Source organism: Methanohalophilus sp. WG1-DM (genome assembly GCF_004104135.1).
GTDB lineage: Archaea > Halobacteriota > Methanosarcinia > Methanosarcinales > Methanosarcinaceae > Methanohalophilus > Methanohalophilus euhalobius.
In genome coordinates this window covers 48,583-69,444 of record NZ_RRBA01000001.1, presented here as the reverse complement: position 1 = coordinate 69,444, position 20,862 = coordinate 48,583, and the positions used below count along the sequence as shown (strand labels likewise).

The window sequence follows — 20,862 nt, the reverse complement described above, 5'->3', positions numbered from 1 at the left end:
GTCCTGATATAGTGAAGGAATGGAACAAGTATCCCGTATGCAAAAAAAAACAGAGATAATGAGGATTGCTGAAAAGACAGCAGACGATATATTCAAAGAGGCAGGAAAGTTGTTGCGAGAAGGCAAAACTGTTGCCTTTCCTACAGAAACGGTTTATGGATTGGGAGCCGATGCACTTAACCCACAAGCTGTAGAGCAAATATTTATAGCAAAAGGCAGGCCTGCTGATAATCCTCTTATAGTCCATGTATCAAATCAGGATCAATGCAGACAACTTGTGAGCACTTTTACCCCTATTGCTAGAAAACTTGCAGAATGCTTCTGGCCAGGACCCCTGACAATAATTCTCGAAAAAACAGATATGGTGCCTTATATAACTACGGGAAGACTTGAAACCGTAGCAATCCGCATGCCTGCAAACCAGATTGCCCAAAATATTATAGAGGCAGCCTGCAAACCTATTGCTGCCCCCAGCGCAAACCTTTCCGGTAGGCCCAGTCCTACAACTGCGTCCCATGTCGAGGAAGACCTTAAAGGCCGAATCGATGCAATTGTGGACGGAGGGGAAGTAGAAATTGGTGTGGAATCCACTGTAGTCGATGCACGCGGAGAGGTCCCGGTGATATTGCGCCCGGGAAAGATTTCTGCCGAAGATATACAGCAATGCACAAATTCAGAAGTATGTATTGGATATGCAAAAATGGATCATACGAAAAAACCCCTTTCACCCGGCATGAAATATACCCATTATTCACCTTCTGCAAAGGTTATACTTGTGCAGGGAAAAGCAAAAGACGTATCTGCAAAAATTGCATACCTTGTTGGAAAGACTAAAAAGGAACAGGAAAGGGCAGGATTGTTACTTACAGAAGAGATCCAAAACGATTTCCTGTTGGAAGAAAAATTATCTATAGGCCAGGCAACTAAACCCGAGACAGCAGCAAAGCGTATTTTTGCAGGATTAAGAGAGATGGATTCAAAGGGTATGGATTTGATAATTGTAGACGGGTCTTTTACTGAAAAAGGGATTGGAACTGCAGTCCTTGAGAGACTGCAAAAAGCAGCTGATATGATTATAACTACACCACGGATGTGAACACCTATGAAGGATGAGAAAAAAGAATATCTTGTACACAAGCAGATGTATCAAAGTACCGTTAAAAGAAACAAGAAAATCGGCCTGGCAAACATGTTTGTCCTGGCTACAGGTCTTGCATTAAAATATATAGGCAGACCGGATATCGGAGAGCATTTTATCTGGCTGGGAATTGTAATCCTTCTGTATACGTTCGGCTCCAACATGTTGGCAAAAAAAGAAATGCAAAAGCACCAGCCAAAGTGAATCAATCCTCTCTCACGGGGCAGGCGCACATTTCCAGCAGAGCCTCTTCCCCGGTGCGAGAACCTCGTCCTATAAGGATGTCTCCTCCCTCAATACGAGTGCGGGCACTTGGACTGTAAAGCCATCTCCCGGCTCTTTTTATGGCCATTATGTGGACCCCTGTCTCAGTGGCAAGCTGCAATTCTCCGAGCGTATCACCGACAATCGGGGAACAGTCTTCCACTACAACCCTCGTGATAACTTCATCCGAACCTCTAACAGCAAGAGTAATTATGGGGTGCAGTTCTATATCCCTGAGCACCGTATCAGCAATACCATACGCAGCATCAGAGATGGCTTCAGATGCATTGGCAAGATGTAATAGACCCTTGAGTTCGTCAACATCAGAGACATGTTTTGCGGTTTCAAGTACCCAGTGCTGGAGATCATATTTCATGACATCCATCTCAGACTCAATGGCACGCACCTCTTCTGCTATATCATTATTGTCATAGAGTATTGCAAAATAGGCAAGTCCTACAGACATTTCAGCCATGTTTTTCATGTCTACGATGATATCTACGGCCTTTTCCAGGTCTTTTAATAGTCGCTCGTGTGAATTATCCCGTAAAACATACTCTTTGTTGGTGGCAAGTTTGATCAGAAGAGGTACCCCTTCATCATGCCCTCGTGCAAACAGGACATCTCCAGAACGTATGCGTGTTGAGTGATCTGGATCGTATATCCAATCATTCTGGCGTCGGATAGCAATAATCCACATCCCTGTTTCAGTATCCAGTTCAAGATCGCCCAGTGTATAACCATTCATGCTGGAATCATCGCTTACTGTTACCCTTAAAATGGTTTCTTCAGCTTCTCTGAGTGCCATTTTTAGTTCCAGCGGAATACCCATTTGCATCAGGACAATTTGGGCGATATCAGCAGCTGCATTTGCGATTTTTTCAGAAGATGAAGCTACCTGAAGCACCCCCGTCATTTCTTCGGCTTCCTCAACACGACGGGTACTTAACATTGCAGCCATGTTCATGTGATAGTAGTAAGTATCCATCCTCTCTTCTAAGCGGAGGACTTCCTCAGCAATATCCTCATCATCATAAACCATAGCAGAGTAAGCAAGATCTACCATAAGTTCTGAGGTGTCTTTCATTTGAATAAGAAGATCTTTGAGATTAGTAGGGCTATATTTGATCTCTTTGGGACACATGATTCGTTCTACCTTTGTTAACTTAAACTAATTCGCGAATATAAAAACATAATCATTTAATCATTATTAGTGTCAGACAAACTCCAACAATGCTATAACTCCAAATATGGCAGAGATCCCTACAACATCACCGATAGTTGCAATTATAGGAATAACGGTATCATCCGGGTCAAGCCCGAATTTGTGAGAGGCAACTGCTACAACCAGTGTTACTGCATATACTATGACCAATTCTATCACGCATGCCATTACAGAGATACTGAAAAGACTTGTAAACTCTATACCATTGTAAACAATCATCCCCACAATCCATACCACTACACTCAGGAAGCAGGAAGCGATAATACCTACAATAAAAGCAGCTACCAGACTATTGCGTACAACAGGATTCTTATGGATACGTGTGGTACCAAGACCCATATGAAATGCCGAGGCCAGCCTTGCTCCAAGCATGCTGCCTGTATCTCCTCCTATTTTTATCAATGCGGGTATCAGGAGTAAAAGGATGGGATATGAGATCAAACTATCCAGATGCGAGTTCATGATCTGACCTGCAAAAAGGCCGATGAAAGAAGTCAGGAAAAGGATAGGTGCACTGCTTTTCACTATACTTCCAATGGAATAATAGCTCATATTGCCAACACCACCTTTGCGGAAAGAAACAGCATGAACATGGATACGATGTCACCTATAGTTGCTATAGAGGGTGTGACTACATTATCCGGGTCAAAACCAAACCTGAACATACCTATGGCAAAAAACGTTGCTATTACAGAGAGAATTAAACCTGAAGACAAACCTGCTATAACGGCTATTAATGTAAGGGTAAAGGCACCTGCACTTTCCAGACCCAGAGCAACTGTCATAAAATGACCCAACAAACCCAGTACAAAAGAGAGCAACAAACTGAGCAAAAGAGAACCGCCAATATTGTTGAGCAATTCGGGGTTGCGCTCTATTTTTGTAATCAGACCCATATGTATTGCACTCCCCAGACGGGAGCCCAGGGTAGAGGAGATGTTACCCCGCATTCCAAGCACTGCCGGAGTTATCACTAACAGCCCGGGAATTACCTGAAGTTCTTCTGTCATACCGGAAAGAATGAGGCCTGCAACAACACCTCCTACAGTAGCAAGAAGCTCAAAGGGAAGAACTTCCCTTACAATCGAACCGATACTTGCATAATCCCCGAGATAATAGGCTTCTATATCTTCTTCATATTCATAATTTTCAGGGTCTGAATCCATCAAAACCTAATCAAATGTTACTATTATAAAAAGAATGGCATTCCATACATCAAAAATGATATATACAACTTGTAACATCTAGGGGATGCAAACGCAGGCAGGGGCCCGTGGTCTAGCCGGTCATGACATCGCCTTTACACGGCGAGGATCCTGAGTTCGAATCTCAGCGGGCCCACCAGACTTTTTATCGTCTTCTGATGTTGATTTTTCAAGATTGTTAAACTTATTTTCCAGATATTCTACTCTAGTTTCAAGTGGACTTTTGGGTTCTGAGTTTAAACTCTCATGGTCTAGTACGACTAAAAAAGCCTGTTTTCCTTCGTGGGATGTAGGAATCACTTCTGCATTATTGCCAATGAGTTCACCATATTCACGTGGCAAGCGGATTGATGGGTATATTCTTGTTTTACTTGCTTTCAATGCGGTAACTTTGCTTTTAAACATAGTTTAAACTAAATATACATCATATTTAATATGATCCATTTGCTGCTAAATGCAATACTCGATATAGACCTAGCAGTAACCATGCTGCTGAAGATGAAAGACCTCGACGTGACCGAGGAACGTGCCGAAGTTATGGTCAACACCATTGCAACAGATGGCGTGATTGTCTAATCCCAATCACTTTCTTCCCGGAGGAAAAACGATGGACGAGGTCGAAGAGGCCTACCAAGCAGCTCTGGAAGAAAAGCTCAAACAAAGTCTGGAACTGGATGACGAACAATTCGCGGAATTCAAACGTCTCCGAGAAGAAATCGTTCCAGAAATCTACGATATAAACACCATTCTTGACGATACCATTGTCGGTGAACATAACTCCCGAATGAGCCTGTTCACTATCTTCATTTTGTCCAAGATATGCACATATGTGTCTGGACCGAGTGCTGGTGGTAAGAGTGCTCTGATGGACGCTGTAATCGATACACTAATGCCTGGCGACGGTGTGGTAATCGAAGGCGGCAGTGACAAAGCGATCTTTTATAAGAAATTTGAGATATAGAAAGGCAAGTAGTTGAGATCCATGAGTTAAACAAGTTTAGCCTAAACCCAACTTTGTCTAATGCTATATGTGTAATTTTCTATTCAATCAAAAACATCTATAATCTCACCTGCTTTTACCATATCTTTAACAAGTTGTCTTACAGCGGTTTTTATTTCATCGATAGAAATAAGTTCTCATTCTTCAGGAATTATACCAATTTCAGTTTTTTTGAATTTTGTCTTTTGATTCATTATCATTTAATACCTTCATATGTTCTTTTAACTGCTCATTTTCTTCTTTTAGTTCCATTATTTGTTTTCTCAGTTTAGTAAATTGTTGATTATATTTTTCCTCTCTCCTATTCAAATAATTAATAATTTCTGTAATTTCACTATTATTTGCATGTATCTTCTTACTATGATAATCCAATTTAGAAAAAATGTGATTAATTACTTCTTTAAAATTTAATTTTTCTTTGGCTCTATTAATTTCAATTGGAAAAAATTTTATACTTAATAATTTATTAAATAGAGAAAAGTCAACTTTCATATTTTGGTTTTGTACTGCAGAATGGTTTGTATTAGTAGAATTTGTTCTTTCTCTGATAATCGGCCTTCGCTTATAATTGGGATTTCTACTTTTTTTCCTTAATTGATTTTGGAGTTGTTTTTCTCTACCTTTTGCTAATGCTTCTAATTGTTTTTTTGTTGTTTTTCGTTTCCCCATTTTATCCCCCCTTTAAACTAAATCTTTATTTTGTGAGACAGTCTTTTTGAATATATGATGTCCATTTCTTTTATTCCAACAGTCGAACCTCTCATAAGGTTCTGAATCAAACTTGTTCCAATTTATGGTGTAATTATCTTTTGATGCATGCTTAATGAATCCAAAAATCAAAGGATTATATTCAACACTTATATCCAGATATATCTTCAAATGACTTTTTGGACGAATTAATGTAGTTGTATCGTTGACATCAAATGATTCAAATTTATCTGGATTATTGTCTCGGAAAATATCAGTACGAAGTAAAATTTGAGTCATTTCAAAAGGATTTAGGTAATCTAATTTTTCCGTATTTTCTATGACACTGTCTGGATTGCTTTCCAAACTCATTTTGTAAGATATAGTTACCTTTTTAGCTTCATTTTTCGATTTATTAATTATACGTATATATTGAAGCTCAGAATTAAATGCAGAGCTTGATTCCAAGACATCTGGATGTTCGTATTCTTCTTTTTTGCTTGAAACAACGTGGGTAGTTATAGAAGGTTTTTTGCTTTCCCTAAACTGCCCAATCAAAATTAGTATAAATAGCGTGTTCACCACTATTAATACAATATAATGGGCAGTTTGTAATAACTCAAAAGGTTGCATAGTATTCACTCATTTATAATGAATAACCAATCTCTCCAAGGTTCGACCCGATCTCATCATCCAGTTCATCGAGTTCCTTGAGTTGTTTCCTGAGTTTGGGAATCAGAATATCCATCTTTTCCTCAAAGGTCTCATCATCGAGCATTTCTTCTTTGAATCCCACATATCGTCCATGTGTCAAGACATGATCATGTTTCTCAATATTTTCCAGAGTAGCAGATTTGCAGAAACCTTTCTCATCACATTCACCACGCCACTTATGATACGTCTGGGCGATGGTCTGGATATCGTCCTCTGTAAGTTCACGATGTCGCCTATCTTTCATTTCACCCATATCTCTGGCATCAATGAAGAGTACCTCTCCACTTCTGTCTCTGAATCCATGGTTTTTCTTATCCCTTGTGACAAACCAGAGACAGCAAGGAATTGAAGTATTGTAGAACAATTTGTCTGGCATGGCAACGATACAGTCAATCAAATCCTCTTCAACAATATTCTTCCTGACATTCCCTTCACCTGAAGAATTGGATGACAATGAGCCATTGGCCAGCACAAAACCAGCAATTCCAGTGGGTTTCAAATGATAAATCATATGCTGAATCCAGGCATAATTGGCATTACCTTTAGGTGGTGTACCATACTTCCATCTGACATCATCCTGCAGGTTCTCTCCGCCCCAGTCACTAATATTGAAAGGCGGATTGGCAAGGATATAATCAACCTTTAGATTTGGTAATTTATCCTGACGGAAGGTATCACCTGTCCTCACGTCGTTATCAATACCATGCAATGCCAGATTCATCTTACACAGTTTCCATATAGTGGGGTTTGATTCCTGACCATAGACATAGATGTCTTCATCACTTCCTCCATGTCTTTCGATGAATTTTCTGCTCTGTACAAACATACCATCCGAACCACAGCATGGCTCGTACACTCTGCCATTATAGGGTTCGATTATCTCAACAAGGGTTTCAACAACAGACTTGGGAATATAGAACTCTCCACCTTTCTTCCCTTCAGCACTTGCAAAGTTACCCAGGAAATACTCGTAAACCTGACCCAGAACGTTCCTTTCACTATGTTCAGATTCATCAAACTTGATATTATGGATGATATCGACAAGTTCTCCGAGTTTCTGTTTATCGAGTTCTGGTCGACCATAATTTGTAGGCAGAATACCTTTGAGAGACTCATTGCTTTTCATGATCTCTCGCATGGCAGTATCAATGGTAGTTCCAATGGATGAGTTTCTTGCATCAGCTACAATGACACCCCATCTGGATTCCTCGGGTACCCAAAATACATTTTCTGCTGTGTATTCATCTACATCCTCTGGATCGGAAGCAGGATCATCCGCAAGTTCTTGGTACAATTCCTCAAATGAATCCGAGATGTATTTGATAAAAATCAGACCAAGTACTACGTGTTTGTACTCGGCTGCATCGATATTGTTTCTTAATTTATCAGCAGATGCACAGAGTTTTTGCTCAAGGTTTTTTTCGTTATTGCTGGATGATTTAGATGATTTGGGCATGGTAATTATCACTCTAAGATTGCTGTTTTTATATATTACTTTTTTTGAATTTTCAGTCAGCTCTTAACATTTAATTGTTTCAATCTTCTCTTTAGGAAATGAAATAGATTTTATACATTATCTGTGATTAAAATTTGATTTATGGATTGTTTTTTCTCATTCTAATATGACTTATTAGGTCCAGATTTCAGACATATAACAAACAGAATATCTTTATTCAATTTGAGTATGCATAATTTTTATTTAGTATAGTTTCAATAGAATTAATAATGTGGCAATATTATTGGAATAGCAATATACCCCCTTCAGAAAGAAAAAGTGAACCTATAATGAACCCCCTACCCAACTAATCGTAGAGGCAAGCAGTAATCATTAATTTGTTGTAAAACAGTTGATACGTTTAATACACTTATAACAAAGACGTATTAGGCGGTACAGGGATGGAATCTAGAAAGATGTTGGTTTTATTCTAAACACCATACTGCACCGCCTAATATTTATGAGGCAGTACAATCCTTTTTTAGATGTACCGCTAACTACTGTCTCATTTGTCTCAGTTGTCACAGTATAAATATATTGAATTTGTTTTGTTGTTGTTTAATACCATTGTATTAATAAAAAACACCCCCCCACACTGTGACACATGCAACATTGAGACAGAATTATTCTATATATTCCTGCATTTTCTGCATGTCAAAACGATAGACATTTACTCGCTTTGATTCCTCATCTCTATGTGTGGATCTGTAATCTTTTCTTCCACTATTACAAACCATAATACCTTTTTCAATCCAAGTATCAATCGCACTTGAAATCTCCATGCCCTGCTGCTTCATCGCATCCTTGACAGATTTAGGAATAATATCCAAGTAACCGTCATCTGTAATCCATCCATATTTTCTATAAGACTCTTCACACTCATTTTCAAGGAAATATCCTTTATTCTCCTCAACCCACTCATTCACAGCACGCAGTACAATTACTGGATAAGGCACAATTGGATTTTCTTTCACAATTTCGGTGAAGAAGGCATCTACTAAATCAACATGATTTTTTGATTCTATGCCAATTTCAGCAAACACGTCTTCTAGTAGTTCTCCAGCGACTGCAATAACTGCGAACTTATCGCCCATGCGGTTCATTGTAGCAGATTCATTGTTAGTGAATAGTTCTTCGTATTGAGCAAACTTATAACTGAGTTCTCCTTTATAATCGAACAACTTCCTAATAAACAAGTCAGAAACGTGTCCATAATTATTTGATATAGTAGATTTTGCTAGTTTCACAGCATGTTTCATCTTTGGGAGAGTCTGCTGGATTTCAATTACTCTAACCTGCTGTCCACCATAGCCGTCAGCATCAACGATTGGTTTTTCCCCTGTCGTAAATGTGACAGTTTTCCAGCGGTTCAACTTTCTTACTCCACCATCCTTTTTACCACGGCCCTTTCCAGTCTCATTTGCAATCATGTAGATTAACTCTTTAAGAAATTCCTGATGTTGCAGGCTGGTTTCATCAACAAACAAGGGAAGATCTGTAAAAGTAGTTGCCTTGTGTTCGAGATATGTAGACGTTGATTTTGCTGTAAATACTAACTCAGAGGGATTTCCAAACATACTGAAGGCAACACTAGTACTGAGTGTCTTTCCTGTAGTAGAATCACCTGTATGGTCTACTATGTAAGACTGGACATCTAACAGACGTAAAAGCATAGCTGATGCAGCACAATAACACTTAAATCGGGTAATAGGTTCATTAATTATTTCTTCAACACCGTTCACCCAATCTTCCAAAGTTCCTCGTTTTTTTAGACCTTCAGCAATTTCCTCATCAATTTGCTCAACTGCACCACTCTCATCGTAGGTATGGTACATGTTTCCAATTACAAACATCTCATTACCATTCTTCCAACCGTTTTTCTGAACAAACCTTATTACAGGCAATGTCCCTGAACTACTATGAATGGAATCTGCAAGATATTCACACAGATCTCCAGCCTTTTTATCAGTAACTATTATACCCTGATTTGACAATTTCATTACTGAAGACTTTTTAGTAAGTTCTTCCTGTTTGACATATTTCTCCTTTAAGTTTCCAAGTGGATCTTGGAAAGTAATCCTATACCAGAACTCATCAGTGTCAATATCCATTCCGATTGCAGATACAACAATAGGTGTACGGCAAATTGAATGGTTTGCAGAGTTTGAGTGAAGACCCTTTTCATTTATTATATACCCTGCAGGTAACTCAACTCCTTGCCATGTGTTCTTAGAGTGTACATAATCAATGGCATTCTGAATCGTTTTTCCTGAATAGTCTTTACGTTCCCACTTTTCTCTATACAGACCAGATTTTCTGAAAATACGATCCATTTGCTCTTCATTCTGAGTGCGGAGTGCGAGCATATCACATAGAGATATGTCAGCCTGACTTGGGGACTCATAATACTGTTCCCACTTGCCCTCAAAAATATCATTGAACTTTTCTCTATTGGCAGCACTCCTGCAAGATCTAATTATTTCATCATCCTCGACTGTACTAGTAGACCCCAATTCAGTAGATGTTGTAGCTGATATTTCATATCCCACCTTCTCCTGTATGGAATCAAATACTTCATTGATGTCATTAATGACTGCAGGTACACCGCTGATAACATCGCCAGTTACTGTGAAATACCTCTGGCTATCATAGATTTCGCGATTATCCTTTCTTTTTCTACCCTTTGGATCCCTCTCACCTTTGACTATGGCATGAACACCGGTACCGCTTGGTGATACTTCTGCATAAGTTTCAAGGTTTTTAATCTCATCTAAGATATCAATATTCCATAAATCCTTTTCAGCATCTCTAATATGGTCCCAATCGATACCAACAAAAGGATCACTTTCTGTAAATACAAATCCAATTCCTGTATAATCTTCAGATTCTTGGAATTTGCTGCTAATTTCCTCAAAGCTGGACCATGTTTCTGAGTTGGTTGGACTAGCTCTGGAACCATGTATTGAATATGGAATTTTCTTATGTTTACCATTTTCAGGGATATATTTCCAGAGTACCCACTGATCGTATTCTTTCAACTCTACAGGAATGGAATTGAAATTGATTTCATGTTCGTATGCGGCACTTTCCTCGATTGAGGAATTATTTATTTCGTTTTTTCCGTTCATTTAATTCACCGTTTTTCAGAAATGGATATAGTGGGTATCGATATTTCACAATAAACGATCAACTCTAAGAGTATAGTGAAGCCACCACCCACACCAATTCTATTGTAGATATAGTCGGGAAATTATTTCTCCCTACTACATAGATAAGTGTCGGTTTTGAGCATCATATATAAGGTTTGCTATTTTGAAACCCTTTAAAAAATTTTTTATTTTGCACATAAGATACCTATAGTTACACATAATATTAAGTAGCATGTATTATTATCTAAAATATGAATTTTAAATTATATACTAAGGGGTAAATCAGATGCATTATTATTTTAAAATAAATGATTTATACAAAAAATATGGTTACATGTTTAGTAAATCTAGTCATTTTACATCTCATGAAGAAAAATTTGTATATTATATTTCCTCTGTATTTAATCTTGGTTCATTTCAAATAGAAGAATTGTTTAATTTACTAGATTCAGTGTGGGAAGATAAGCAAAAACTCTTTGGCACAAATACTCCTTATGAAAACATAATTTTAGGAATACTTTATGTAATGATGAAAAAATATGAATGTGAGGAGGAAACTTCAGAATTTAATACCGATTTCTTTGAATTTACTGAACTTATGTATGGAAAGAAATATGAAAAAAACAATATATCAATCTATAGTATTATATCTATTTTTGAAGATGTATTAAATGAAGAATGAATTATCAATATCTGATTGGAATCAACAATAATATAACTATTGGTAATGATAATTATTTCATTCGGTATGAAATCTCATTAATATTGTGCATTTAATGTGATGTGCCAAAAATTACATGCATATATGTAAAAAATCGTTTACTAATCCAAAAGATGAATATGTTATAATGTTAAAGTGGAAAAACTTACATACACCTGTACCACCACAGCATCTACTCGACCTTATTGAATTATACTAAAGAATTTATCAAATTCGTTTTCTAAACATTTCTTTGAACTTTCCATGTACAAATAATAACCCTGTACCTCCTATTTGTATATCATCAGTACAGATACTAGGGCTGAGGGTTAGAATAAAAGTGATTTTTCTTTTTTAGGGGGGTCTTCCTAAAATAGGAATCTTTTTATAAACGACTCCAACAATATAAAATATTCTTAATCAGTGCAATATATGCTGCAATCACCTATAAGAGCCTGAAAAATGTATATTCATCATCACCAACTGCCGAAATGGAGTTCACAATTATATGTCACAATTAGAAAGTATTGAGGCTATTGAAAAACGTCTCTGGAAAAGTGCAGATAACCTGCGTGCTAATTCAAACTACGCCAGTAATGAATACTTCATGCCTGTAATGGGACTGATCTTTCTTCGGCATGCCCATAGCCGCTTTTTAAGTGTTAAGAAAGAATTAGAACAATCCTTACCAAAACGTGGTGGTAAAACAAGACCACTCACGAAAGAAGATTTCTCAGGAAAAGGTGCAATTTACCTAAAACCTGAATCTCAGTTTGATTACCTGGTTGAATTGCCAGACAGTGAAGATAGGTCCCAGGCAGTTTTCGATGCCATGGAATCGATAGAGAACGATTATGAAACCCTGAAAGGAGTTCTCCCAAAAAACGAGTACAAGGATTTGGATAACGATGTTCTTGGACAGTTATTAAGGACATTTGATGATTCCGCATTAAAAAAAGTAACAGGAGATATTTTTGGCCGAATCTATGAATATTTCCTCACGGGGTTTGCTGATCAAAAAGCACATGATGGTGGAGAATTCTTCACTCCTGTTTCGCTGGTTCAGACAATTGTCAATGTCATTGAACCCGATCATGGGAAGGTGCTGGACCCTGCATGTGGTTCAGGTGGGATGTTTGTCCAGAGTGCCCATTTCATTGAGCACATGAATAAGAACCCAACAGAAATGGTCACATTCTATGGATTGGAAAAGAACCCTACCACAATAAAACTGGCAAAGATGAACTTGGCAGTACATGGTCTTGAAGGTAATATTCAAAAAGCCATCACATACTATGAAGATCCGCATGGAATGGTGGAAAAGGCCGATTTCGTGATGGCAAATCCTCCATTCAATGTAGATGAGATCGATGCTGGAAAAATAAGAAAAGACCCACGTTTACCTTTTGGCCTGCCTGGAGAGAATAATAAGAACAAAGTTCCCAATGGTAACTACGTATGGATCAATTATTTCTACAGTTATCTTAATGAAAGGGGCCGAGCAGGATTTGTGATGTCATCTCAGGCTTCCAGTGCAGGAGGGAATGAACAAAAAGTCAGACAGAAACTTGTCGAAAGCGGTGATGTGGATGTCATGATTAGCATTCGCAACAATTTCTTTTATACAAGAACTGTACCCTGTGAACTCTGGTTCCTGAACAAAGACAAGCCTGAAGAGCATCGGGATAAAGTGCTTATGATTGATGCTCGAAACATTTACAGACAGGTAACACGCAGGATATATGATTTCAGTCCTGAACAGGAGCAGAATATCATTTCTATTGTTTGGCTCTACCGTGGTCAAACAGAACGTTTCCTCGATTTAATTGACAGTTACTGTAGAAGGCTGCTTGAGGAAGGACATTCATGTTTTGAGACTATTGATGAAGATGAAAAAGTCCAGCCATTACGAGCCTTTATCGCTAAAATCAAAGAGCTTCATCAATCACTGAAACCCCTCATCGGAACACTTAGTGAAGATGCTGATCAGCAAGAAGTGGTGACAGAACTCAACGAAAAACTTCAATTATTCATCACTGACGTTGAGATTTTCAAGAACAATCTGTATAATGAGCAATCCACCTATGAGAGTGAAAACAAAACAAAGGAAGATGTGTATCAATTTGTTCAAAAATTAGCACCACTTTCAGAAACCAGTCATGATCTCATCAAAGATGCGGACCTTATTTACAAACTCATTTCTCAACTCATTGATGTTTGTGAGAAAAATTGCGATGCCATAGAAAACAATAAATGGTCAAGCAGAGATGTGAATAGTAAACTCAAAGAAACAAATAAAGTACGTGGGTTTGCTGTAGAGCAACTCAAGAAAGTCCGCTATTTCTATAGACATGCACACTGGCTCACCTCTCATTTTCCCGCTGCAAAGTTGTGTGATGTCGAAGGCTTGGTAAAGTTAGTTGATATCGATAAAATAAAAGAGAATGATTGGAGTCTGACACCAGGACGCTATGTGGGTATTGCTCCAGAGGAAGAGGACGAAGACTTTGATTTTGAAGAAGAAATAAGTAAAATTCATGTTGAACTTGAAGAACTCAATGAAGAGGCTGTTGAGTTAGCTGCAGTTATCAAGAAAAACTTTGAGGAATTGGAAATATGATAAATTGCACGATTGCAAATTTGGCTCAAAATATCAAAATCTCTTACACTCCATCTCCAGATGAAGATTTACCCTATGTCGGTTTAGAGCATGTAGTTCCCAATGAATTACATTTATCAAGCTATAGTTCATCTACAAAGATTAAAAGTAATAAATATAAATTTAAAAAAGGTGATATTCTTTTTGGAACACTTCGGCCGTATTTCCGAAAATTAATAATTGCACCTTTTGATGGTGTATGCTCTACAGAATTCAGTGTAATCAGAGCAAAAGACGAGAATGAAAAAGATTTCTTGTTTTACGTAATGGCTCAAAATTCATTTATCGATTATGCCACTAAAAGATCAAATGGAGCCAGACCAAGGACTAAGTGGAAATTATTTTCAGATTTTGGCATAAATGTATCCTCAAAACAGGAGAGGATCAAAATTGGCAATATTCTCTCTATTTATGACTATCTCATTAATAATAACCAACGCCGTATAGAGTTGCTCGAGCAGGCAGCCCACTTACTTTACAAGGAATGGTTTGTAAACCTTCGCTTTCCAGGTCATGAGCATACCAAGATTGTAGATGGTGTTCCTGAAGGATGGGAAAAAAAGCCTCTATTTGAGATATCTGAACCTACCTATGGACATGCATTTAAATCTAATCTTTTCAATGAGGAGGGGCATGGATTACCGGTAGCAAGAATACGTGACATTCCTGCTGGTAAATCGAAAACGTTCTCAGAAGAGGAAGCACCTAAAGATAAATTACTTTATTACGGTGACTTTGTTATCGGAATGGATGGAGATTTCCATATGAATTTCTGGAACGGTGGTAAGTCATGGATAAATCAACGTGTAGTTAAGCTTTCCCCTAAAAAAGGATATAGTACAGCATTTATACGATATGCGGTTGAAAGAAGTATCTTGTTTTTAAATCAAACGATTACAGGAACGACTGTTAAACACTTGGGTGCAAAACACCTTAAAAAAATAGAAATATTAGTACCCCCCAATTCTTTACTTATATTGGCTAATGAAATTCTTGAAAGTTTTAGGAAACAAATACTAACGTTAAACAAGCAGAATCAAAATGCAGTAAAGGCTCGTGACCTCTTGCTTCCTAAATTAATGAGTGGGGAAATTAGTGTATGAGTGAAACAGTATTTACGAAAGTTGACTACGATCTGGGATCGCTTGTTAAGTTTATATCGCTTGGAGAGATTGGCCTTCCAGATATCCAGCGACCCTTTGTATGGAAGAATTTCAAGGTGCGTAATCTATTTGATTCAATGTACAAGGGTTATCCAGTTGGCTACCTACTTTTCTGGCAAAATGGGTTGGCTGCTGATTCCCGCTCAATAGGAACTGATTCTAAACAGAAAGCACCCAGACTTGTTGTCGTGGACGGCCAACAGCGGTTAACCTCTTTATATGCAGTTGTCAAAGGTGTACCTGTCATCCGTGAGAATTATGAGAGTGAATTAATTCGTGTTGCGTTCAACCCCCTCGAAGAAAAATTTGAGATTGCAGATGCAGCAATCATGCGTGATCCAGCTTACATATCAGATATTTCTGCACTCTGGAATAATGAGACAGATCTATTCGAAGTTGTTGATGACTACCTGAAAGGTTTGAAAGCCTCTCGAGAAGTCACAGATGAAGATATAAAAAAGGTACGAAAGGCCATAACCAAGTTACAGGGACTATTGAGGTTTCCGTTTACTGCTCTTGAATTGGCATCCAACATTTCAGAAGAGGATGTATCTGAGGTCTTTGTAAGGATAAACAGTGCCGGAACATCACTCAACCAGGCAGATTTTATACTCACACTGATGTCGGTATTCTGGGATGAAGGACGTGCTGACTTAGAACGATTCTGTAAAGAAGCAAGAAAACCATCTAAAAGTGGTCCATCTTCATTTAATCATTTCATTGAACCATCACCTGATCAGTTACTAAGGGTAAGTGTTGGAGTGGCTTTCAAACGTGCAAGGCTACGTTATGTATATTCTATTCTTAGAGGAAAGGATCTTGAAACAGAGACTTTCAGCGAAGAAAAACGTATAGAACAGTTTGAACTGCTCAAAGAGGCGCAGGCCAAGGTATTGGATCTACAGCACTGGCATGACTTCATGAACTGTGTGCGACAAGCAGGCTTTAGAAGTGGTAAGATGATCACTTCAAAGAATAACCTGTTGTTTTCCTACATACTTTATTTAATAGGAAAAACCGAATACAAAATTGAAGAATACAAACTTCGCAAGGCTATATCTCGCTGGTTTTTCATGTCATGTGTAACGAGTCGCTTCGCAAGATCTCCTGAATCGGACATGGAATTTGACCTGGCTCGTTTCCGTGATGTGAAAGATGGAAACCAGTTCATCAAAATTTTAGACCACGTTTGTGACATAACTCTGACTAATGACTACTGGATTGTAACACTGCCAAATGATATGGCAACATCGTCCTCGAGAAGTCCCTCTTTATTCGCATATTATGCATCCTTGGTACTAATAGATGCAAAAGTACTCTTTTCGAAAACAAGAGTATCCGAACTGTTGGACCCCTCTATTCAGGGAAAACGTTCACTGGAACGACATCACCTATTCCCCAAAGGATACCTTAAAAACATTGGTATAAAAGGCACTCGTGATATAAACCAAATTGCCAATTATGCACTTGTAGAATGGGGAGACAATGTCAAGATATCAGATCAACCACCCTCTGAATACCTTCCTGAATTGAAATCACGCTTTACATACAATGAACTAAATCGCATGTATTATTGGCATGCATTACCAGGAAGTTGGGAACAACTACATTACCGGGATTTTCTTGAACAAAGAAGGGAACTAATGGCAAAGGTAATTGCTGAGGGATATAAGACACTGAAATCAGATGCATACACAGACACAAAAATTGAAGATTTTGATCTTGATAGTTTAATCTTGAGTGGTGAATCATCTGCAGTAGAATTTAAGTCCACACTGAGGACAAATCTTCACACCGGCGATAAAGATCCTCGCATGGAACTTGCTGTGTTAAAGACATTGGCAGGTTTTCTGAACACCAATGGAGGGACCCTTATAATTGGCGTCGCAGATGACGGTGAATCTGTGGGAATAGATGTTGATAGTTTCCAGAATGAAGATAAAATGAGTCTACATCTGGTAAATATTGTTAAAAGCAGGATGGGACCACATGCAATGACAAGCATACATCCACATTTTGAAGATTACAACGGTTCAAGAATAATGGTGTTAAAATGTGACGCAGCAACTGCACCTATTTTCGTAAACGATAATGGCACAGAGCGTTTCTACATTAGAACTGGCCCTTCTACAACCGAACTCCAACCCAGTCAAACACAGGAGTATATAAAACAGAGGAATTACTGATGGACCAAAAGTACAATGAGGATGCATTAGTGCAGCAAACAACAGCAAATTACATGCACGATGAACTAGGTTGGAATTCAGTATATACCTACAATACCGAAGTTCTGGGTCAAAATGGTACCCTCGGTCGTACAAGTGAAAAACAAGTAGTACTCACTCGGTATCTCAAAGAGGCACTTGAGAAATTCAACCCTGAGCTCCCCTCTTCTGCGTACCAGGACGCCATTAGTCAGATAATTGATTATTCTGTTATACAATCAGTTTTACAGACCAACCAGGACAAGTACAGGATGCTCAAAGAGGGTGTTCAGGTCCAGTTTCGAAATGACAAAGGAGAGCTCATAAAGAAACGCCTGAAAATTTTCGATTTTGATAACCCAAAAGAAAACCATTTCCTAGCAGTCCGTGAACTCTGGATAAAAGGGTCAATTTACAGGAGAAGACCTGATATAATAGGATTTGTTAATGGCATACCTCTGCTCTTTGTTGAACTGAAAAACGTACATAAAGACATACGTAAAGCCTATGAAGAGAATTTTTCAGACTACAAGGATACTGTTCCTCATCTTTTCCATCATAATGCAATAGTTATGATTGGAAATGGAATTCAATCAAAGATTGGATCATACTCCAGCAAATACGAATATTTCCATGAATGGAAAAGGCTGGAAGAAGAAGATGAAGGAAGTGTGGATATGGAAACGATGCTGAAAGGCATCTGCAGTAAAGACAATTTCATGGATATATTTGAGAACTTTATTCTATTCGATGAAAGCTCAGGAAAACTATCTAAAATTATAGCTAAAAACCACCAGTATCTTGGAGTCAACCGTGCAATAAACTCAGTTAGAAATCGCAAACAACTTGAAGGAAAGCTTGGTGTCTTCTGGCACACACAGGGAGCAGGAAAATCATACTCGATGACCTTTTTCACACAGAAGATACATCGTAAGCTCGGAGGGAATTTTACATTCCTTGTATGTACTGATAGAGCAGATCTTGATAATCAGATATACAATACATTTGCAGGCTGCGGACTTGCTGATAATGACAGAGAACACTGTCGTCCAAATAATGGGGACGAACTACAAAAAATGCTTGGTGAACACAAAGCCTTCGTATTCACTCTGATTCAAAAATTCAACAAGAAGATTGATGATGACCCCTATTCCACCAGAGAAGATATAATTGTTCTCTCCGATGAAGCACATAGAACACAATCTGGACTGTTGGCACGCAACATGCGAGATGCACTACCAAATGCCAGTTTCCTCGGTTTTACTGGGACACCACTGTTCAAGGATGATGAACTAACAAAGCGTATCTTTGGAGGCTATGTGTCAACCTATGACTTCCAGAGAGCTGTTGAAGATGATGCCACTGTACCTCTCTATTATGATGCAAGAGGTGATAGGCTTGGGATCACTACAAATGATATGAACGAACGTATTGCGGAAAAGCTAGAAGAACTTGAGATTGATGATGTGGATGTAACTCAGAAACTCGAAAAAGAGCTAAAACGTGAATATCATATCATCACTGCTGAAAAACGACTGGATCAGATTGCAAGAGATTTCACAAATCATTACTCAACACAATGGGAATGTGGCAAGGCCATGCTAATCTGCATCGATAAGATTACTTGCGTCCGAATGCACAATTTGATTGCCCATTACTGGAAAGAAAAAATTGTTGAACTTGAAAAGGAACTATCTACGATCCAGGATGAACAGGAAGAGATCCAACTACAAAACAAGATCAATTGGATGAAAGAAACTCTTATGGCTGTGATCGTGAGTGAGGAACAGGGAGAAGTTGACAAGTTCAGGAAATGGGATCTTGATATCACTCCTCATCGCAAATTAATAAAAGAAGGTTTTGAAACTGAAGATGGAAAAAGAATCGATGTTGATTCTGCTTTTAAAAAAGAAGAGCATCCCTTCAGAATATCTATTGTCTGTGCCATGTGGTTAACAGGATTTGATGTACCAAGTCTGTCTATGCTTTACCTTGACAAACCGCTGAAGGCTCATACTTTAATGCAGGCCATAGCCAGAGCCAATCGTGTAAATGAGGGGAAAAATAATGGATTGATAATTGATTATTGTGGCATCCTCAAAAATCTCAGGAGTGCTCTAGCAGCCTTTGCTGGCCATAAAGGTGGCACTATGATTGATGGAGAACCAGAGCCACAGGTAGATCCTGCAAATCCAACTGACAAACTTCTGGATGATCTGGCAAATTCAATCGAGATAGTACGTGAATATCTTTTATCGTATGATTTCCGTCTCGAAAAGGTAATTGAAGAAACAGATTTTAAGCAACTGCATGCCATTGATGAAGCAAAGGAAATAATCAATCGAAACGATGAAACACGTAAACGGTTTGAGATAATGGCCCGTGATGTGTTTCGAAAGTTCAAGTTCTGTTTGAGTGAAAAAAGAATAAACGACTACAGACAGTCATATGAAGCTATCAATATTATCTATAAAATGCTTCAAAGATCAAGAGAAGAAGCGGATATAACTGATATAATCAAAGAATTACACCAAATCATTGATGAATCGGTTGAACCCACTGAGAATGAAGTTGGTGAATCCCGAACTGCCTATGATATTAGTAAAATCGATTTTGACCTTTTGCGCAAAGAATTTGAAGCTTGTAAAAAGAAGAACACAGCTGTACATGACATGAAGGAAGTTATAGAACAAAGACTTCAAAGAATGATGAAGCAAAATCCTTTGCGTATGAATTTCCAAAATAGATATGAAAAAATCGTAAGTGACTACAATAATGAAAAGGATCGAGTTACCATAGAGCAAACTTTCGAAGAACTATTGAAACTCGCTGAAAATTTGGATGATGAATCAAAACGCTACATCCGTGAAGGTCTTGATGAAGAAAGTCTTGCGATTTTTGATCTTTTAATCAAACCAGATCTTTCAAAAGAGGATATCAAAAAGATTAAAGCAACCGCTACTGAACTTCTTCTTTATTTAAAATCTGAAAAGCTGAATATTGATAACTGGCGAGAAAAAGAAGCAACCAGGGATTCTATCAAAACTGAAATTAAAAATTGGTTGTGGGAAGATACGAGAGGTCTTCCAAGCAGTTATTCAGATGCAGAAGTTGATATGAAAGCAGAAGCGGTCTACGACCATATTTTCAGAGTGTATGATAGTTCTAATCCATCGGTTTATGCTCCAGCTTAAAATAATGTTCAAAGATTTAGTGATAATTAATATATACTGATTTTTAAAATGTTCAGAAAATTAAT

At 38.1% G+C, this 20,862-nt stretch carries 15 protein-coding genes and 1 tRNA gene; 9 read left to right on the top strand and 7 right to left on the bottom strand.

Annotated features, from left to right (window positions below; genetic code table 11):
- Nucleotides 1-37: 37 nt before the first annotated feature.
- Together CI957_RS00320 and CI957_RS00315 are read left to right on the top strand one after the other, a co-directional pair.
- Nucleotides 38-1,096 (top strand): L-threonylcarbamoyladenylate synthase, encoded by a 1,059-nt coding sequence (locus CI957_RS00320; RefSeq protein ID WP_241645721.1) that lies wholly within the window; start codon nt 38-40, stop codon nt 1,094-1,096.
- A gap of 6 nt (nt 1,097-1,102) precedes the next feature.
- The gene (locus CI957_RS00315; protein WP_096711567.1) at nt 1,103-1,342 is read left to right on the top strand and encodes a hypothetical protein; all 240 of its coding nucleotides are present in this window, start codon (nt 1,103-1,105) and stop codon (nt 1,340-1,342) included.
- Between the two features lies 1 nt (nt 1,343).
- Here CI957_RS00315 and CI957_RS00310 read toward each other — a convergent pair whose 3' ends face one another.
- The 3 genes from CI957_RS00310 to CI957_RS00300 all read right to left on the bottom strand — a co-directional run bounded on the left by CI957_RS00310 (nt 1,344) and on the right by CI957_RS00300 (nt 3,793).
- Complete coding sequence (locus CI957_RS00310) at nt 1,344-2,546, bottom strand: potassium channel family protein (RefSeq protein ID WP_096711568.1); 1,203 nt, start codon at nt 2,544-2,546, stop codon at nt 1,344-1,346.
- 72 nt (nt 2,547-2,618) lie between these two features.
- A complete protein-coding gene (locus CI957_RS00305) occupies nt 2,619-3,179 on the bottom strand; it encodes a magnesium transporter (protein ID WP_096711569.1) in 561 nt (186 codons plus the stop codon).
- Nucleotides 3,176-3,793, bottom strand: coding sequence for a magnesium transporter (locus CI957_RS00300; protein ID WP_096711570.1), 618 nt, complete (start codon nt 3,791-3,793; stop codon nt 3,176-3,178). The genes CI957_RS00305 and CI957_RS00300 overlap by 4 nt, the downstream gene beginning before the upstream one ends.
- A gap of 101 nt (nt 3,794-3,894) precedes the next feature.
- Between CI957_RS00300 and CI957_RS00295 the strand changes: the two genes are divergently transcribed.
- A tRNA-Val gene (locus tag CI957_RS00295) sits at nt 3,895-3,971 on the top strand.
- A 468-nt stretch (nt 3,972-4,439) separates the two neighbouring features.
- Nucleotides 4,440-4,793 (top strand): hypothetical protein, encoded by a 354-nt coding sequence (locus tag CI957_RS00290; protein ID WP_128753989.1) that lies wholly within the window; start codon nt 4,440-4,442, stop codon nt 4,791-4,793.
- 201 nt (nt 4,794-4,994) lie between these two features.
- On the opposite strand, the gene CI957_RS00285 is transcribed toward CI957_RS00290, so the two are convergent.
- The 4 genes from CI957_RS00285 to CI957_RS00270 form a co-directional block, all read right to left on the bottom strand.
- Nucleotides 4,995-5,501 carry a hypothetical protein gene (locus CI957_RS00285; RefSeq protein WP_128753988.1) on the bottom strand — a complete coding sequence of 169 codons (507 nt, stop codon included), beginning with the start codon at nt 5,499-5,501 and terminating at the stop codon, nt 4,995-4,997.
- Between the two features lie 12 nt (nt 5,502-5,513).
- Nucleotides 5,514-6,152, bottom strand: a complete 639-nt coding sequence (locus CI957_RS00280; RefSeq protein WP_128753987.1) for a hypothetical protein — start codon at nt 6,150-6,152, stop codon at nt 5,514-5,516.
- A 13-nt stretch (nt 6,153-6,165) separates the two neighbouring features.
- On the bottom strand, nt 6,166-7,689 hold the full coding sequence (locus CI957_RS00275) for a class I SAM-dependent DNA methyltransferase (protein WP_128753986.1): 1,524 nt from the start codon (nt 7,687-7,689) through the stop codon (nt 6,166-6,168).
- A 662-nt stretch (nt 7,690-8,351) separates the two neighbouring features.
- Nucleotides 8,352-10,856 carry a DUF927 domain-containing protein gene (locus CI957_RS00270; protein WP_128753985.1) on the bottom strand — a complete coding sequence of 835 codons (2,505 nt, stop codon included), beginning with the start codon at nt 10,854-10,856 and terminating at the stop codon, nt 8,352-8,354.
- A gap of 307 nt (nt 10,857-11,163) precedes the next feature.
- Between CI957_RS00270 and CI957_RS00265 the strand changes: the two genes are divergently transcribed.
- The 5 genes from CI957_RS00265 (at nt 11,164) to CI957_RS00245 (ending at nt 20,797) form a co-directional block, all read left to right on the top strand.
- Nucleotides 11,164-11,559: a hypothetical protein gene (locus CI957_RS00265; RefSeq protein WP_128753984.1), complete on the top strand. Its 396-nt coding sequence runs from the start codon at nt 11,164-11,166 to the stop codon at nt 11,557-11,559.
- A gap of 526 nt (nt 11,560-12,085) precedes the next feature.
- Nucleotides 12,086-14,197 (top strand): type I restriction-modification system subunit M, encoded by a 2,112-nt coding sequence (locus CI957_RS00260; protein ID WP_128753983.1) that lies wholly within the window; start codon nt 12,086-12,088, stop codon nt 14,195-14,197.
- Complete coding sequence (locus tag CI957_RS00255) at nt 14,194-15,339, top strand: restriction endonuclease subunit S (protein ID WP_128753982.1); 1,146 nt, start codon at nt 14,194-14,196, stop codon at nt 15,337-15,339. The genes CI957_RS00260 and CI957_RS00255 overlap by 4 nt, the downstream gene beginning before the upstream one ends.
- Entirely contained in the window at nt 15,336-17,585 is a 2,250-nt protein-coding gene (locus tag CI957_RS00250) for a DUF262 domain-containing protein (protein WP_128753981.1), read from the top strand. Before CI957_RS00255 ends, CI957_RS00250 begins: the two co-directional genes overlap by 4 nt.
- Nucleotides 17,585-20,797, top strand: coding sequence for a type I restriction endonuclease subunit R (locus tag CI957_RS00245; protein WP_128753980.1), 3,213 nt, complete (start codon nt 17,585-17,587; stop codon nt 20,795-20,797). Before CI957_RS00250 ends, CI957_RS00245 begins: the two co-directional genes overlap by 1 nt.
- Nucleotides 20,798-20,862: the final 65 nt, after the last annotated feature.

Excerpts from the sequence above, each read along its gene's own strand:
- CI957_RS00290 (WP_128753989.1), top strand. The coding sequence starts at position 4,440 with ATGGACGAGGTCGAAGAGGCCTACCAAGCAGCTCTGGAAGAAAAGCTC.
- CI957_RS00285 (WP_128753988.1), bottom strand. The coding sequence starts at position 5,501 with ATGGGGAAACGAAAAACAACAAAAAAACAATTAGAAGCATTAGCAAAA.
- CI957_RS00280 (WP_128753987.1), bottom strand. The coding sequence starts at position 6,152 with ATGCAACCTTTTGAGTTATTACAAACTGCCCATTATATTGTATTAATA.
- CI957_RS00245 (WP_128753980.1), top strand. The coding sequence starts at position 17,585 with ATGGACCAAAAGTACAATGAGGATGCATTAGTGCAGCAAACAACAGCA.
- CI957_RS00315 (WP_096711567.1), top strand. The coding sequence starts at position 1,103 with ATGAAGGATGAGAAAAAAGAATATCTTGTACACAAGCAGATGTATCAA.
- CI957_RS00300 (WP_096711570.1), bottom strand. The coding sequence starts at position 3,793 with ATGGATTCAGACCCTGAAAATTATGAATATGAAGAAGATATAGAAGCC.
- CI957_RS00270 (WP_128753985.1), bottom strand. The coding sequence starts at position 10,856 with ATGAACGGAAAAAACGAAATAAATAATTCCTCAATCGAGGAAAGTGCC.
- CI957_RS00260 (WP_128753983.1), top strand. The coding sequence starts at position 12,086 with ATGTCACAATTAGAAAGTATTGAGGCTATTGAAAAACGTCTCTGGAAA.
- CI957_RS00250 (WP_128753981.1), top strand. The coding sequence starts at position 15,336 with ATGAGTGAAACAGTATTTACGAAAGTTGACTACGATCTGGGATCGCTT.
- CI957_RS00320 (WP_241645721.1), top strand. The coding sequence starts at position 38 with ATGCAAAAAAAAACAGAGATAATGAGGATTGCTGAAAAGACAGCAGAC.
- CI957_RS00310 (WP_096711568.1), bottom strand. The coding sequence starts at position 2,546 with ATGTGTCCCAAAGAGATCAAATATAGCCCTACTAATCTCAAAGATCTT.
- CI957_RS00305 (WP_096711569.1), bottom strand. The coding sequence starts at position 3,179 with ATGAGCTATTATTCCATTGGAAGTATAGTGAAAAGCAGTGCACCTATC.
- CI957_RS00255 (WP_128753982.1), top strand. The coding sequence starts at position 14,194 with ATGATAAATTGCACGATTGCAAATTTGGCTCAAAATATCAAAATCTCT.
- CI957_RS00275 (WP_128753986.1), bottom strand. The coding sequence starts at position 7,689 with ATGCCCAAATCATCTAAATCATCCAGCAATAACGAAAAAAACCTTGAG.
- CI957_RS00265 (WP_128753984.1), top strand. The coding sequence starts at position 11,164 with ATGCATTATTATTTTAAAATAAATGATTTATACAAAAAATATGGTTAC.